Annotated in this window: 13 protein-coding genes; 7 read left to right on the forward strand and 6 right to left on the reverse strand. The window is 42.8% G+C overall.

Translation table 11 applies throughout. The annotated features are described in order from the left end of the window. Nucleotides 1-543: 543 nt before the first annotated feature. The 3 genes from CDH51_RS02500 to CDH51_RS02510 are packed head-to-tail and all read right to left on the reverse strand — an operon-like array spanning nt 544 to nt 7277. Complete coding sequence (locus CDH51_RS02500) at nt 544-1593, reverse strand: acyloxyacyl hydrolase (RefSeq protein ID WP_100627097.1); 1050 nt, start codon at nt 1591-1593, stop codon at nt 544-546. A gap of 56 nt (nt 1594-1649) precedes the next feature. Further along, complete coding sequence (locus tag CDH51_RS02505) at nt 1650-6137, reverse strand: T9SS type A sorting domain-containing protein (RefSeq protein WP_100627098.1); 4488 nt, start codon at nt 6135-6137, stop codon at nt 1650-1652. Between the two features lie 48 nt (nt 6138-6185). Beyond that, a complete protein-coding gene (locus tag CDH51_RS02510) occupies nt 6186-7277 on the reverse strand; it encodes a DUF1573 domain-containing protein (RefSeq protein ID WP_100627099.1) in 1092 nt (363 codons plus the stop codon). A gap of 70 nt (nt 7278-7347) precedes the next feature. Between CDH51_RS02510 and trpS the strand changes: the two genes are divergently transcribed. From trpS to CDH51_RS02525, 3 genes are all read left to right on the forward strand, one after another. Then, nucleotides 7348-8322 (forward strand): tryptophan--tRNA ligase, encoded by a 975-nt coding sequence (trpS, locus tag CDH51_RS02515; protein WP_100627100.1) that lies wholly within the window; start codon nt 7348-7350, stop codon nt 8320-8322. A 73-nt stretch (nt 8323-8395) separates the two neighbouring features. Then, nucleotides 8396-8908, forward strand: coding sequence for a hypothetical protein (locus CDH51_RS02520; protein WP_100627101.1), 513 nt, complete (start codon nt 8396-8398; stop codon nt 8906-8908). A gap of 165 nt (nt 8909-9073) precedes the next feature. Continuing rightward, a complete protein-coding gene (locus tag CDH51_RS02525; protein ID WP_100627102.1) occupies nt 9074-9409 on the forward strand; it encodes a hypothetical protein in 336 nt (111 codons plus the stop codon). Here CDH51_RS02525 and CDH51_RS02530 read toward each other — a convergent pair. After that, a complete protein-coding gene (locus tag CDH51_RS02530) occupies nt 9395-9607 on the reverse strand; it encodes a hypothetical protein (protein ID WP_100627103.1) in 213 nt (70 codons plus the stop codon). The genes CDH51_RS02525 and CDH51_RS02530 overlap by 15 nt on opposite strands. Before the next feature lie 15 nt (nt 9608-9622). Between CDH51_RS02530 and CDH51_RS02535 the strand changes: the two genes are divergently transcribed. Next, on the forward strand, nt 9623-10282 hold the full coding sequence (locus CDH51_RS02535; RefSeq protein WP_100627104.1) for a DUF6090 family protein: 660 nt from the start codon (nt 9623-9625) through the stop codon (nt 10280-10282). A 41-nt stretch (nt 10283-10323) separates the two neighbouring features. On the opposite strand, the gene CDH51_RS02540 is transcribed toward CDH51_RS02535, so the two are convergent. Next, nucleotides 10324-10746 carry a hypothetical protein gene (locus CDH51_RS02540; RefSeq protein ID WP_024282292.1) on the reverse strand — a complete coding sequence of 141 codons (423 nt, stop codon included), beginning with the start codon at nt 10744-10746 and terminating at the stop codon, nt 10324-10326. A gap of 83 nt (nt 10747-10829) precedes the next feature. Then, nucleotides 10830-11798 carry a zinc-dependent alcohol dehydrogenase family protein gene (locus tag CDH51_RS02545; protein WP_100627105.1) on the reverse strand — a complete coding sequence of 323 codons (969 nt, stop codon included), beginning with the start codon at nt 11796-11798 and terminating at the stop codon, nt 10830-10832. A 106-nt stretch (nt 11799-11904) separates the two neighbouring features. Here CDH51_RS02545 and CDH51_RS02550 point away from each other — a divergent pair, with 106 nt between their 5' ends. Genes CDH51_RS02550 through CDH51_RS02560 form a run of 3 tightly spaced genes read left to right on the forward strand, consistent with a single transcriptional unit; the run spans nt 11905 to nt 14907 of the window. Next, on the forward strand, nt 11905-12672 hold the full coding sequence (locus CDH51_RS02550; protein ID WP_100627106.1) for an SDR family NAD(P)-dependent oxidoreductase: 768 nt from the start codon (nt 11905-11907) through the stop codon (nt 12670-12672). A gap of 4 nt (nt 12673-12676) precedes the next feature. Beyond that, the gene (locus tag CDH51_RS02555) at nt 12677-13885 is read left to right on the forward strand and encodes an acyl-CoA dehydrogenase family protein (protein ID WP_100627791.1); all 1209 of its coding nucleotides are present in this window, start codon (nt 12677-12679) and stop codon (nt 13883-13885) included. Then, on the forward strand, nt 13882-14907 hold the full coding sequence (locus CDH51_RS02560; RefSeq protein WP_100627107.1) for a phosphotransferase family protein: 1026 nt from the start codon (nt 13882-13884) through the stop codon (nt 14905-14907). Before CDH51_RS02555 ends, CDH51_RS02560 begins: the two co-directional genes overlap by 4 nt.

Here is a 14907-nt window from a genome sequence, read left to right on the forward strand (position 1 = left end):
TTTGTTTTTTGCATTTGGATTAAGGGTCGGAAAACCAAACCCGACTACTGAACGGACAGGTTTGCTGTTATTGTGTGGGCTTTTTTTTCGTATAGCATAGAATAATGGATATCTTCACTTTTATGTAGATTTTTTAAATAAGTCTTGACCCCAAAAATCTTTGTTCCTCCTTTTGACATTCTCTTAGTCCTAGCCGAATTTAAAATTCAAAAAATCCTCTAATCATCGGCCCACTTATTTCAAATTCGACTAAACCAGATAATCTTCAAATCGATTCATCCAAACTTGGATAAAAAGACCCATCCCAGAACTCAAAAAAGGATTTGAACTAAAAATAGAGATTTTGGAAAAAAGTCCAGCTACCTTTTGAAAAAAATTTCGTTTTCGACCTTTAAAAAATTTGGTGGATTCTACACTCTGATAAGCAATAAGGATTGAATCGGTTTTATTTATCCCTGCGTGGGGACACGCAGGGGGGCAAGGAAAATGCTGCTTTCGGAAAAGCAGCATATCGATTGAGGGAAAGCAGCATAGCGATTGGTTTTAAAACTTCCACCCTACTCTCAAATCCATATTCTCAGCCACATGTCCATGGGCTTTCATCCCTACTCCTAGTCGTAGGTTTTTTCCCAGTTGATAGGTGAGCGTATATCGCTGGTAGAAATTCCGGTCGGCTTGATAGAAATCGGGTTTGCTCGCATACCAGGCAAATCGCTGCTGGAAATCAAATCTCCCAAACAAAAAGTGATTTGCCAGAAAAGGTGCTGGCATTAGAGATTCCAAGCGGCTTTCCTCCACATCCAAAGAGAAATCCTTGTTCAAATCCAGCCCGGCCCCCATGGCCCAAATGCCTGTAAATTTCTTATAAAACCCAGCTCCCAAAGAAAAATTGGGAGATCTGCCTCCGGCCATGGATTCCCGGGTATTGAATCCCAAGTCCAGGTAAAACTCAAAATTCCTTGACAATTCCGGCTTTTGAAAGCTCGGCAATTCTTCTTTTCTCAAGAAATAAGTCCCTCCTAGGGATAACATCGGATAATTCATCCCCCGATTGGGTTGGCGCTGTCCCCCATTCGAAATATGGTTGTAGAAAAAGGATGCCGTCAGATCAAAATCTGAACCGATAGAATAGGAAAGCACCGGGCGAACATAAAGCAAGAAGCTTAGTGGCGCGCTGAAAAAGGTATTTCGGGGATTCTCAATGGGATCATAGACCTGCGTCAGATAGGATGCGCCAATTCCCATATCCAAGGAAAACTCCGCTTTGCCTGCCCTCCATAAAATGGGTTGAAAGCTTCCAAAAGCAGTCCAGGCCCGACCCAATTCGGCGGGGTTTTGAAAATCCTGAACCTGCAGCCCAAAACCCAAATAGTGAAAGCAATTGCATGCCTCCCAATTTTCTTGATTACCCTGAAGCACTTGATATTTTAGGCTCAAGCCTATGGGATTGGATTGGGAAATATCTGCCAATTCTTCGTTGTGAGGAATAATCCAGCCTCGCTGAATAGAAAAGTCCAGGGCCTGTCTGGCGCTTTGTCCATAGACCGAGCTTAAAAATATCCCCATAAAAAGAAAAGGCAAAAGTGATTTCATGGATGATCGCTTTTGCCTTTTTTAACTAGACCCAAAAATTTTGGTTACAAAATCAGCTAGGGATTTTTGATGAATCGGGCCTGATAGACTGTTTTATTCTCTCCATTTAGCTGAATCCAGTAGACACCCACCGCCAACTGACTGATGTCCAGATCAGCGGAGATCCTTGTAGCTTGAATAAGCTGTACCAAACCTCCTACCTCTTTGCCCTCTGAAGAGAAAATCTGAATACTCGGCTCATCCTGTCCAATTTCTTCTGAAAACTCAAGACGAATTCGCTGGGTAGCTGGATTTGGATAAACCTTGATACTTTTCACGACAAAATCTGGCTTTCCTCCCAAACCGGAAATGGTCAGCGTCACGGCCGGCAGCAATGTGCTACATCCTGCTGAGCTGGTCAGGGAAACGGCATATTCTCCCATCAGATTAGCTTGATAAGTTTGAGAGCTTGCTCCGTTAATGAGTTCTCCATTTCGGTACCACTGATAGCTAAAGTCACCCGCAGGTGCTGTCAGGAGATCTCCCTCCACTTCAATTTCTCCGCTAGGAAGCGGGTTTACCTGTACGGATACCACATCTGAAGATGAAAGACAAGCTCCCGCATAGCGGATTCTTGCCTGATAGTTGCCGCTTTCGCTTACCTCGAGGGAAGTCCCGTTCTCATTGGGTATAATCGTACCATTTCTGGTCCAATTCACCACTTCAAAATCGCCTGTAGCATTGACAGAGAGCGTAGAAGTTTCTCCTTGGCAGAACTCCAAATTCCCACTCAAAGTCACCGGCTCGGCCTCCAATGAAATAATACTGATGGTCGAATTAGCTTCCGTCACATTTCCTGCAAGATCCTGGGCGCGGACAGATACCACAATCTCTTTCCCTATATCCTCACAGTCAAATTGACTTTGACTCAGGGTGATTTCAAGCTCTGAGCAATTATCACTGGCTGAAATGATGAGGTCATCGGCCGAAATCGATGCTTCACCAAGCTTCAAATCCAGCTCAATTTCCAAATCCCGGAGTTCGAGAACCGGCGCAATCTTATCCTCTACAAAAACCAGCACCTCAAAAGTCCATTCCACGCCGCCTTCTCCACTGATTAGCAGCTGAACTATGTTATCTCCCAAATCCGCACAGCCAAATTCAGATTTTGAAAGCTCAAAACTCAATCCCGAACTATCGAATGGCCAGGTTTCAAATAGGGATTCAACAGCCAAAACAGCCAAACCTTGCTCATTAAGGGATAAATTCACTGCCTCCTTCACGGCAGGAAAAGGAACCTCCTCTACTTCTACCACCAAGGACTCCGAACTGACCAAGCAGCCATTTTCCAATGCCAAAACAGCCGTATATCTTCCGGGACTATCCACGATGATGGAGCTTCCTTTCTCTCCGGGAACCTGCTCCAAATCTTTTCGCCATTCCCAAACATCATAATTCAATTCCTCTCCCAAGCGCAATTCTACAGTTCGTCCTTCATAAAGAGGCCCCTGAGCAGTCAAGGAAACCTTTTGGGATTCGATGAATGTCAGTTGTGCGTAGGTCGGATAAACCGAGGTATTCCCAGAAGCATCTGTCACCACCACGTCCAGGTCAATGGGATAGTTTACACGTTCGGAATCGATATCCGCACAAGTCACCGATGTTTTGCTCAAGCTAACTTGAATGCCTTCCGAGCCACAATTATCGGTAGGAGGCGAAACGATAAAATCTTCGATGTCGAAAGTGAGTTCACCAACACTCAAGTCAAAGTTGTATTCAGCAGATTTCCATTCCAGGGTTGGAGGCAATTCATCTACTACCTGAACAAGGATTTCGGATTCTTTTTTTGCACCATCCAGTTTAGACAAAGTGACAAGAATACTTTGCTCTCCAATATCCTGACAAGAGAATTGGCTTTCACTCAAGCTAACTTCTATATCTTCAGAAATCGGCCATTCAGTAAATACTTGTTCCTTGGATAGTTCGGCCAGACCGTTTTGATCAAGAGCTAATTTTACCGAAGGCTTGACCTCCGGAAAATCATCCACCACTTCTTGAACCTCTATTTGCTCAGAGAGCACCACGCAACCTGTACTGAGTAAGAGTTTTGCATAATAAACCCCAGGCTGATCGATGGTTAATGTTTTTCCGGTTTCTCCCTCTATCGGATTGGATGATTGGAAGAACCAGCCCACTACTTCATAGTCCAATTCATCACCTAGCACCAAATCTATTTGCTGTCCAGATACAAGCACTCCTGAAGCCTCAAGACTCACCTTCTTCGATTCAACACTATTTAAAATCTGAATCTTTACTTCCCGAACAAACTGATTTCCTGATGCATCTTCAGCGATCAGGCGAACAGGAAATTCTCCAAAAAACACTTCAGGGTCTTCAAAACTACTACAGGTGATTTCAGGCCCTTCAATCCTAATTGGGCCCGTTGCACAGTTGTCTGAGAAATCTACCGGGTCAAAATCAGCGATCGAATATTCTACCCTTCCGACTGTTGGGTCAAAAACAAGGATAGCATTCGCAGCATCAAAATAGGGAGCTATGGTATCCACGACAATTAGGCGAGTGGTATCTTTAAATACCTCCCCATCAAACTGACGGGTGGAAGTCACGATCAATTGCTGCTCGCCAATCGCATCACAATTCAGCTGAAAGCCTGTAGAATATTCAAAAGAAAAGTCTTCATCAGGCTGCTCAACGAGCACTTCCTCAGGAGACAAAAATGCTCTTCCTCCTTGATCCAAAAATAACTTAACTGAGTCTTTCAGCTCTGGTACAAAAGCCTCTGATTGGAGTAAAACCTTCAGGGAAACCTCATCTCCATAAACCCGTCTTTCCACATTTTGGAGATTGTAGTTTTGATCCAAAACCGGAAAAACATAAACAGGTGAAAAATCAATCTGAGCGAATTGATTTCCATTTTCTACAATCCGGTTGATATTGACTTCCAGGTGGCCATAATGTTTCCCTCCATCCGTCAATACGGGATTTCCACCTTGAATGGCCCACTGCTCAGGTTCATTTTGATCGGCAGTCCATTGCTTGAAAGAATTATAGTTTAGTAATTGAAGCGGATTACTGATCCAATTTCGCTTTTCTCCTCGCATGCCATCTCCTGCCACTCCCACGTCATAGTACATGACCCCTTTTCCATCATTATCCAGATCTACAAAAGATCGCTCAAAAAGCTCATCATGTCCTGACAAAACAGCTACCACTCCAAATTCCTCGAAGAGCGGATGCAAAACCCGCATGGGAACCCCACTTTGCCCTGTCGCCAATTCATGATTGATAGGAACTCCATGTTCCCCGGAGCTGTATGCGGCATGATGAAACTGTACAAAAATCAATTGACCTGATTCTTGGGCTTCTTGCAAATTGGCTTCTAGCCACTGATATTGAGGACTACCTGGCCCGAAGCTGCTCAGATCAGTGCCACCTGCAGCCTGATAGGCAGATTCAGTGAAGTTTTCCTGCGTATCCGTTCCATTTACGGTAAAGTCCTGATTCTTGAGTTTTTGATCATCCGGAAAATCTGAACGGGACTGATCCGGAGTGCCATTCGAAGAGTCCAAGGTCAGGATGGTTACAGGACCATAATCTACTCTGTAGTAGCTTTGACGATGTAGCTGTAAAGGATCAGCGCTAGGCGTTTCGAAATATTCATGAAAGCGCTCTCTTCCTAGTTTGGGCAGAAAATCACCTTTTTCGTTGAATCCATAACTCCCATTTTTGGCTCCGAAGTTTTCCCAATTTCCCAATGCAGGAATGATGGGATAGTTGGACAAACCTTGATCATACTCTCCGGCATTATGCCTCCAAAATTCATCCCAAGCAGGCTGGTAGCCCGAACCTTGAACCAAGTCTCCCGGCATCAGCAAAAAGTTGGGCAGGCGTGAATTGATCACCCGGAGGTTATATTCATAGCCTTCCTTTTCGGTCAGGGCATAGTTGATAATATCAAAACCTTGCTCTTCGGTAGTTCCAAATTTTGCTATCCAATCTTCAAAACCACTGCTAGGCCTTGAAGTAAGGCCTGCCGGATACCAAGCTCTGCGATTGACCCGACCGAGGGGTTCGGTTTCGCTATCTGAAAGCGCAATAAATCGGATCGAAGACCAATTGGCTGGATCAGGGGCAGTCTGAAATCCTGATGAAAAAGTTTCACCACCCATTTTCACCTGATAAAAATAAGCCACCCCGGGATCAAGATTTTCTAGACTGACTCGAAAACGACGGGTTTGATCCGGAAAGAGCCACGAAGCGGGATCTAAGCCGGGGATATTTTCATTTTTTTCAATGGATGTGTAATAGATTTCGGCAACCTCCTCCCCTGTCAGGTTTTCGGTTTTAACGGGATTTCCCTGCTCATCAAAAAGGATAAATTCCGAACTGCTTTCACCTGTAGACCACCAGGTGATTTGGAAATTCGCTTTTCCGTAAGTCTGCAAATAAGGCTTTACTCGAAAAGTTGAGTTTTCGCTTGCCTGCTGAAAAGACCACAGAATTGTGGCAATCACTAAAAATAAAATACCTAGCCGTTTATTCATTTTCAAGATTTATTAAATCCTTGAATCTAAGTTAGAAAAATTCGCTAATTATTTAATCCTAGATTTGAGGATTACCGATTGAACAGGATTTAAAGGATCGTTGGAGAAAATGTAAATATTTCGCTGATCGATCCCTCTCCTACCTTTTGGATCGAACGTTACGATCAAATCCATGCTTTCTCCGGGTCCTAATTCAGTTTTGGGAAGAGTAAGGGATAGACAGCCACAATTTCCCTGTACTTTTTTAATTTCTAAAACCTCTCTTCCCCGATTGGTCAAAGTATAGGTAAGCTCTTGGATTTCATCTGCAGAAATTTCTTTCAGATCAATCTCTGAAGGACTGATCCTCATTGCTGGAACTGACCCGAGCTCATCCTTTGCAAAACCCGGGTAAAACTCAAAAACATTTGCTATCACATCGGTATCCGACAGCAAGGAATCTGACCAAAAAAACTGAATAGGATCTTCAGAAAAACCCAAATCATTTTTCACAGCCCCATCATAGCCAATTTCCAGAATACCTCGATGTCCCGGAGCAATGGAGTCTTGAATTTGCCGAATCTGAATATGGCCAGGTCCAAAATACCGAAGGCTATCGGCCCGAAGAACTGAGTCTGAGAAGTTAAATATTTCTAAAGCTTTGAAAGATGGTTCGTTTGTGAAAACATCCCCCATATTGGTCTTCTCCTGACGCATCCCAACCGGTCCACTGATAAATGGATATTCTATCTCGGGGTTTCTAGGCTTGGGGACTGCCTTCCCTTCCAAATAGAGCGTATCCATCATATTGGCAAGATTTCCCTTCACCACTACCAATCGAGAAAAGCCCCCAACAGCGGATCCGGGATCAAAAGCAACCTTCAAGATTCCTGTCTCACCTGCTGCCAAGGAATCCTGAGTATATTCCACAGTAGTACAGCCACAGTCCGTCCAAACTTTCTTTATCCAAACTGCGGAGTCTTGAGAATGTGTAAATTCAAAAGTTGCAACCTGAATCCCTTCCTCTTCCAAAATGGCTCCCAGGTCAAGTTTATTCACTTTCCAAATGAGTCGAGAATCCTGAGTCCCTTGAGCATGAAGTACTTGCGCATTTAGGCAACACAGAAGGATGAAAAAAGCTGAAAATCCAAATCTTTGCATAGGTACAAATAACGGATAAATCCGGACGAATTGTAGGCTGATTTATTTAATTTGCGCTAAAATTAGACTGATGGCACGAGTACTGACAGGCATTCAAAGTAGTGGAAGACCACATTTAGGTAATATTCTAGGAGCAATAGTCCCGGCTATCCAACTGGCTAAAGAAAACTCCGAAGAGTCCTACATTTTCATAGCAGATTTTCATTCACTCACCAGTTCAAAGGATGGAGAGCTTCGCAAAGAAAACACCCTAGCAGTGGCTGCAGCATGGTTGGCCTTTGGCCTGGACATAGAAAAGACGGTTTTTTATCGCCAATCACGAAGACCTGAAGTAGCTGAGTTGACCTGGTACCTCAATTGCTTCACTCCTTTTCCCATGCTTGCCAATGCGCATAGCTTCAAAGATAAATCCGAACGACTGGCAGATGTGAATGCAGGGCTTTTTACCTATCCCGTCCTGATGGCTGCTGATATTTTACTGTATTCTGCTGATTTGGTACCGGTGGGAAAAGATCAAATGCAGCACTTGGAAATGACTCGTGATATCGCTACCGCCTTCAACCGGATTGTGGGAGAAGAAATCCTCACGCTCCCTGAGGCCAGAATTGCTGAATCAGTCAAGACCATTCCGGGAACTGATGGGCAAAAAATGAGTAAGTCCTACAATAATTACATTGATATATTCCTTCCTGAAAAGCAACTCAAGAAGAATGTAAATAGCATCGTCACAGACAGCACACCGCTGGAGAAGCCCAAAGACCCGGATACTTGCAATGTTTTTAAGCTTTACAGCCTTATAGCTGATGAAAGCCAAACAGCAGAACTTCGCCAGAAATATCTAGGGGGCAATTATGGCTACGGACATGCCAAAAAAGAATTTCTTGAATTGATTTTGGACAAATATGCTGAAGAGCGAAAGGCTTTTGATTTCTACATGACGCATCCTGAGGAAATCGAAAAAAAGCTATCCGCAGGGGAAGAAAAGGCCAAAATTGAAGGAGAAAAGATTCTACGTCGGGTTAGGGAAAAGTTAGGTTTTAGATAAAGCCCGAATGAAAATGCAGTTTGGATCTCCGGATAAATATTAACTTAAAACAGATTAATAAAAGGACATCCAAATGAAGCACTTCGATTTCAAAGAACTTAATTTAATTTCTGGTCCTCATCTACTTGGGTTATTACTGATAGTCACAGGCTTTTTTGTGTTAGTAAGCCCGGCTTTTCTTTCCAACGGAAGTTCGATTGAAAAAGTGTTGGCCGTTGGTATGGTCTCTGTAATTATTGGGCTTTTAATTATCCTCACTTACAAAGGGACACTTATCGACTTTGAGGAGAAGAGATTCAAAAAGTACTCTTCCGTTGCAGGATTCAAGTTTGGAGACTGGAAACCTCTGCCACTTTTGTCTAAAATCAAATCGGAATCCAAAACTTATATCAGTAGAAATACGCCAAACGGGATAAGCCCAACCCTATCTGGAAGAGTGACCGAATTCAATACCATTATTTATTCCAACACTTCCGAACCCATTTTTTTATTCAACTATTCAAATCCAAAAGAGTCCCTCAAGCAAGCTAAACGCCTAGCTGAGGGTCTAGAGATTGATCTGGATATTCAACCTTTAAATGATTGATATGATGGCTTTTTTGAGTATTCTATAAAATAAGCGGGTTAATGTGGTACATTGAAAGATATTGGATTTCTAGATCGATTTAAGAAAGCTTTCCTATTTTCTTGATAAAAGCTTGTTTTTCTTCTCTCCAGAAAACCAACCCGATTTTCAGACATTGAAAAATCTATGAAAGCAATACGATACATCGGTTCCATTTTAATGATCGCTACCGGTATTCTACATTTTCTTCCAAGTTTTCAGTCCGACCCTGATCCAAATGCAATTCCAATGTTGTTGTTTGGAATTGGCTACCTCTTCATTGGTATACTTTTATTTAAGGACCATCGCTATGGCAAAATATTGGGGGTAATTTTACCACTGATTGGATTAGGTGCTGGATTTTTTAGTCTGGGAATAGAAAATTGGAATGCACTGTTTTCGCTGATGTTTTTAATCGACGCCATTGTAATCTGCATCTGTCTGATTCTTATTTTTAAAAGGACAAGTTCAAAAATCGCCTAGATTAAGATTTCCCCTTTTAGCCTTCTCTTCCAGTTTTCCTGCTTCTCCAGAAGCAGGACATTTTAGGGAATTTGCCAGTGCTGCTTTCGGAAAAGCAGCACAACCGAGGAAGGTTATTTTTAAATTTGATTTTATTTGAAAATTGCTTCTAACCAATCCTTTAGATATCTTAAGACTGCTTGGAATAATTTTAACCATCAACCCGTAAATACCATGGCTAAAAAGATCGATTGGACCAATCAGTTTTTCAATTTTTTGGGAGTGATTTTGGGTGTTTTATTGGCTTTTTTTATCAATGAACGGGCAAATTCCAATAAAGACAGAAAAGAAAGCCTCATCATTATGGAATCCTTGCTTGGTGACCTTCAGGAAGATATCCAAGCCTATGAAAACTTCTTAATTCCTCAAAACAAACTGATCCTTCAAAATTTAGAAAACCTGCTAGAACTGATAAATGATGGGGATTATGAAAATATCGATGAGCCTTTCAGCATGGCTCTTCAAGTCGAAAACTACGGTCCCACAAGCGCTACTTATACTTCTACCAAGAGTACCGGAAAATTAGCTCTCTTTGAGGATATAGAACTACAAAAGCAACTCAGCAATTACTATGAATCCATTGCTGAGGAAAGTGTCAAAAAAGGAGAATATCAAGTTCAGTATTTCACCAGTGAACTGCTTGCCTGGTTGAGCAACAACATGGACTTAATAAGCAATCAGCTTTATAGACCAAGTGATTCTGGCATTTTACTGAACAAACTACTGGTCTATTCCTCTTTGATTGATCAGAAAATCGTATCCTATGAAATCAGTTTAGAAAAGGCTAAAATTTTAAAGGAGGAGTTGGAAAAGGTTCTGGAGGAAAATAAATGATTCAAAAAAACACCCCGCTCCTTTCGAAGCGGGGATTGATTTTATCGGCTTCGCCACAAGTCTTTTAGCGGCTGTCCATTGATAAGCATTACAAATCTCGCAGGATTGGGAATCAGCACAATTCGTACATCCTGTCGGTCAAACTGATCTGACTCGATCGGTACTCCCTCCTGCCCTTTCACTTCATAACTCACGATTCCTCGTGCGTCCGGAAGCAAGGGTTTATACTTATTTGCAACATAGGCTGTGGGAAGAAGGATATCCGTATCTGACTTCAAAAGGCTGTAAATCTTTTCCAGTTCCTTTTCTAAGATATCTTCGTAATCCTCATTGAAATCATCCTCCAAGTCATGAAGTTCCTCCTCGATGTCATCGTAATTCTCGTCGTTGTAATCCATTCCAGCGAGTTGAATCCGCTTTTCTACAATTTCGGTTAGCTCCTGATCCAGCTTATCCCAATTCATGCTTTCTGTTTTTGATTTTGGTTTTTGTTTGAAACCACAAAGATGAGGATAATGTCCTGCAAAGCATGGAATTTTGGCGGAAATTAACTCATCAGTAGAATTTTTCCGTTTCTACCGGGCTTTTCATAAGCCTCGATCGCCTCACGGAAGGACTCTAGAGGATACTTGGCTTCGATATCAATCTTGGAGTTTTCTGCCATCAAAAAGCCGAAAACCTCTCCAAATGCTTTTTTGCGGGAATCTTGATCCAAACTTTCGATCCAAGTACTCAACCAAAACCCTTCGATGGTCAAGCCCTTGAAAATCAATAGTCCACTATTCACAGGCATATTTTCAATACTGAGGGCTCCGAAAGCCATCATTTTGCCGTTTTGGCGTAAGCAACTCAAAGCTTTGGCTCCAAGTACCCCGGATACGGCATCGAAGATGATATGCACTCCACCATCCGTCTTTTCGGGAATGACTTTCTGAATTTTCTCCTTCTCAGAATTCACAACCAAATCAGCACCCAAACCTTTGAGCAATTCGATTTGTTCGTCATGGCGGACCGTTGCCGCTACTTTAATACCTTTCTTCTTGGCCAATTGTATCGCAAACTTCCCAAAAGCTGAGGCTCCCGCCGTAATCAGCAACCATTCTCCTGCCTGAAGACCTGATTTTTCGATCATTCCATAAGCTGTCAGCGGATTCACAAAAGCCTGGCAAGCTATCTCGTAAGGCATTGGTTCAGGAATAGGAATGACAGCCTGCATGGGCACACATACATACTCTCTCCAAGTTCCAATCGCTGAAAACATTACTCGTGTACCGGCGGGTATATGGCCTGAGGCATCACCTTGCTCCACTACCCCTGCTGCTTCAAATCCAGCACTGCTTGGCAACTGTGGTGTAATTCCATACATCCCTTGCACAAACATGATGTCTGAGGGATTGATATTCCGTGCCTTCACGCGAATGAGTACCTCGTGGGCTTTTGGCTTGGGTATTTCGGAATCTACGAGTTGTAAAACATCGAGTGGCTTACCTATTTTTTCAAAAATGATCTCCTTCATGAAATTTGGATTTAATGTTGGATAAAACTATGGATATATTTTAAGTCTATCCTTCTCCAAGGCCTTTTTTTTTATATCTTGAAAAGAAAAAATCAACCTTCAAAACATGGACTTATCTTCGGTTTTTTCTCTGGATGGAAAAGTAGCGCTGATCACCGGTGCAAGTAAAGGAATCGGCTTCAGCATAGCAGAAATTTTTGCAGCTGCAGGTGCCAAAGTTGTCATAAGCAGCCGAAAACAGGATGCGCTGGATGAAATGTCTGGAAAGCTTCGGGCCAAGGGCTATGAAGTCAGCGGCTTTGCCTGTAACGTGGGCAATATGGAAGAACTACCCAAGCTCGTGGATCAAACCGTTGAGAAATATGGCACCATTGATATTTTGGTGAATAATGCAGCATCCAATCCAGTTTTTGGCCCGGTGCACGATACCATTCTTGAGGCTTTTGACAAGATTATGGATGTGAATGTCAAAGCACCATTTGAATTGACCCGACTCTGTTTTCCCCACTTAAGGAAATCTGCTGAGGCTTCGGTGATCAATATCAGTTCGATCGGAGGCATTTCTCCTGAAGCGGGTTTGGGTATCTACTCCGTGAGTAAAGCTGCTTTGATTTCTCTTACAAAGGTATATGCCAAGGAATGGGGTGATGCAGGCATCCGTGTCAATGCCATCTGCCCAGGGCTGATCCAAACTAAATTTTCGGAGGCCCTATGGACCAATGATAAAATCATGGGAATGATCATGAAGCAACTCTCTATTAAAAGAGCCGGAACTTCTGAGGAAATCGGAGCCATGGCCTTGTTTTTAGCCTCTGCTGCATCTTCTTATACCACAGGCGGTGTCTTTACTGCTGATGGAGGTTTCACAATCTAAAGCTATGCACCCAACCCAAAATTTACCTAGTTCTGAATTGAGCAAACTGCTGGACTCTTACCGTGAATTTGTAGAGACAGAACTCTATCCCATAGACCTGAAAGTCGTCCAAGGTCCTTTTAGATCCTATTTACCCCAACTGAATGAGCTCCGGGAAAAAGCCAAGAATCTAGGGCTATTTGCTCCGCATCTCGACAAAGAATCAGGTGGCTTGGGCTTAAGCTTAAGTGATTTTGCCAGAGTATCTGAGATATTGGGAACAAGCCCATTGGGCCACTATGTATGCAATTGCCAAGCTCCCGATATCGGAAACATGGAATTATTGGAGCTTTTTGGTTCGGATTGGCAAAAAGAGACTTTTCTCCACCCACTTCAAAAAGGGAAAATCAGGAGCTGCTTCGCAATGACCGAACCTGCCAATGCGGGTAGCAATCCAGTTGTCCTAAGCACTACTGCTACACGAGAGGGCGATTCTTATATTATTAATGGGCATAAATGGTTTACCACAGCAGCAGATGGAGCTACTTTCACCATCGTTATGGCTGTAACCAATCCCGAAGCAGAATCACCCTATCAGCGTGCAAGTATGATCTTGGTTCCACTAAACAATCCAGGCTTTTCACTCATCCGGAATATCCCCATCATGGGCGAAGAGGGTGAGGATTACCTGTCTCATGCAGAGGTGAAGTTTGAAAATTGCCGAGTTTCCTCCGATCACCTAATTGGAAAAGAAGGGCAAGGGTTTGCATTAGCGCAAGAGCGACTTGGCCCTGGAAGAATTCACCATTGTATGCGTTGGATAGGCATCTGTGAACGTGTCTTTGATATGATGTGCAACCGAGCTGTATCACGTGAGTTGCTCCCCGGAAAACCTTTGGCAGAAAAGCAGAGTGTCCAAAACTGGATTGCTGAAAGCAGAGCGGAAATCAATGCCAGTCGACTGATGGTTTTGAATGTAGCTTCCAGAATGCAGGAGTTAGGCAGTAAAGCTGTCAAAGAAGAAATTTCTACCATCAAATTTTATGTTGCTGACGTATTGATGAAGGTGATCGATCGCGCTATTCAGGTTCATGGAGCTCTTGGAGTCACAGATGATACCTTGCTTTCATTTTGGTACAGACATGAGCGGGGAGCCAGGATTTATGACGGCCCTGATGAGGTTCACAAAGCATCTTTAGCCAAAAGCATCTTAAAAAAATATCGGCCACAATGAATGAGATGAACTTTGATCGCTTAAAGCTTTTCCTGGAGGAAAAGTTTTATTGGGATCCTAAAAGCATAAAAATCAGTCCCCTAAATGGTGGATTTTCTAATCTCACTTTTTTGGTAGAAACACCCAAAGGAAAATTCGCCCTACGCAGACCTCCTTTTGGCTACAAAATAAGTACCGCCCATGACATGGCCCGAGAAAGTGGGATTCAGGAGGCCTTGCATCAAGCCGGATACACAAAAGCGCCAAAATCTATTCTACTGTATGAAGATGATCGAATTTTAGGTGCCCCATTTTTCATTATGGAGTATATCGAGGGGATCGTCATTCGAAATCGAAGACCTGCTGGTATCATCCCGAAGAAAGAAGAATTTGAAAAACTAGCTTGGAACACCATTGAAGCCCTTTTGGAACTTCATCACCTTGAGCTCAGAGAATCTGGACTTCTTCGATTAGGTAAACCTGAAGGATACGTGAACCGGCAGATACTCGGCTGGACGGACCGATATCAACGAGCTAAAACAGATGAAATAGCAGAAATGGAAAAGGTGGCTGACTGGCTAAAGTCAAACATTCCACAAAAGGAGAATTACGCATTCATCCACAATGATTTTAAATATGATAACCTAATCCTAGAACCTGAGGATATCAGTGAAATCAAAGCTGTTTTAGATTGGGAAATGTCTACCGTCGGAGAACCCTTAATGGACTTAGGGACAAGCTTAGCCTATTGGGCTCAGGAAGATGATGAAGACATCCTGAAAATGTTCAATCTGACTCATTTACCAGGAAATCCTACCCGGCAGGAAGTTATCGAGTACTACGATCGAAAATCTGGTCTTGACTTGAACAATATGCTTTACTACTATGTCTATGGGCTATTTAAGGTAGCGGTAATTGCTCAGCAAATTTATAAGCGCTACAAGCTTGGGCAGGCTGGAGATCCGCGATTTGCAGCATTGATCGAAGTAGTAAAAGCTGCAGGCAGAAAAGCAGAAAAAAGTATACTCACAGAAAAAATCTAA

Origin of the sequence: Algoriphagus formosus (assembly GCF_002807035.1) — a bacterium.
Lineage (GTDB): Bacteria > Bacteroidota > Bacteroidia > Cytophagales > Cyclobacteriaceae > Algoriphagus > Algoriphagus formosus.

What these genes read in the sequence shown, in the direction of transcription:
- CDH51_RS02500 (WP_100627097.1), bottom strand. Translation starts at nt 1,593, where the DNA reads ATGAAATCACTTTTGCCTTTTCTTTTTATGGGGATATTTTTAAGCTCG.
- CDH51_RS02505 (WP_100627098.1), bottom strand. Translation starts at nt 6,137, where the DNA reads ATGAATAAACGGCTAGGTATTTTATTTTTAGTGATTGCCACAATTCTG.
- CDH51_RS02510 (WP_100627099.1), bottom strand. Translation starts at nt 7,277, where the DNA reads ATGCAAAGATTTGGATTTTCAGCTTTTTTCATCCTTCTGTGTTGCCTA.
- trpS (WP_100627100.1), top strand. Translation starts at nt 7,348, where the DNA reads ATGGCACGAGTACTGACAGGCATTCAAAGTAGTGGAAGACCACATTTA.
- CDH51_RS02520 (WP_100627101.1), top strand. Translation starts at nt 8,396, where the DNA reads ATGAAGCACTTCGATTTCAAAGAACTTAATTTAATTTCTGGTCCTCAT.
- CDH51_RS02525 (WP_100627102.1), top strand. Translation starts at nt 9,074, where the DNA reads ATGAAAGCAATACGATACATCGGTTCCATTTTAATGATCGCTACCGGT.
- CDH51_RS02530 (WP_100627103.1), bottom strand. Translation starts at nt 9,607, where the DNA reads ATGGTTAAAATTATTCCAAGCAGTCTTAAGATATCTAAAGGATTGGTT.
- CDH51_RS02535 (WP_100627104.1), top strand. Translation starts at nt 9,623, where the DNA reads ATGGCTAAAAAGATCGATTGGACCAATCAGTTTTTCAATTTTTTGGGA.
- CDH51_RS02540 (WP_024282292.1), bottom strand. Translation starts at nt 10,746, where the DNA reads ATGAATTGGGATAAGCTGGATCAGGAGCTAACCGAAATTGTAGAAAAG.
- CDH51_RS02545 (WP_100627105.1), bottom strand. Translation starts at nt 11,798, where the DNA reads ATGAAGGAGATCATTTTTGAAAAAATAGGTAAGCCACTCGATGTTTTA.
- CDH51_RS02550 (WP_100627106.1), top strand. Translation starts at nt 11,905, where the DNA reads ATGGACTTATCTTCGGTTTTTTCTCTGGATGGAAAAGTAGCGCTGATC.
- CDH51_RS02555 (WP_100627791.1), top strand. Translation starts at nt 12,677, where the DNA reads ATGCACCCAACCCAAAATTTACCTAGTTCTGAATTGAGCAAACTGCTG.
- CDH51_RS02560 (WP_100627107.1), top strand. Translation starts at nt 13,882, where the DNA reads ATGAATGAGATGAACTTTGATCGCTTAAAGCTTTTCCTGGAGGAAAAG.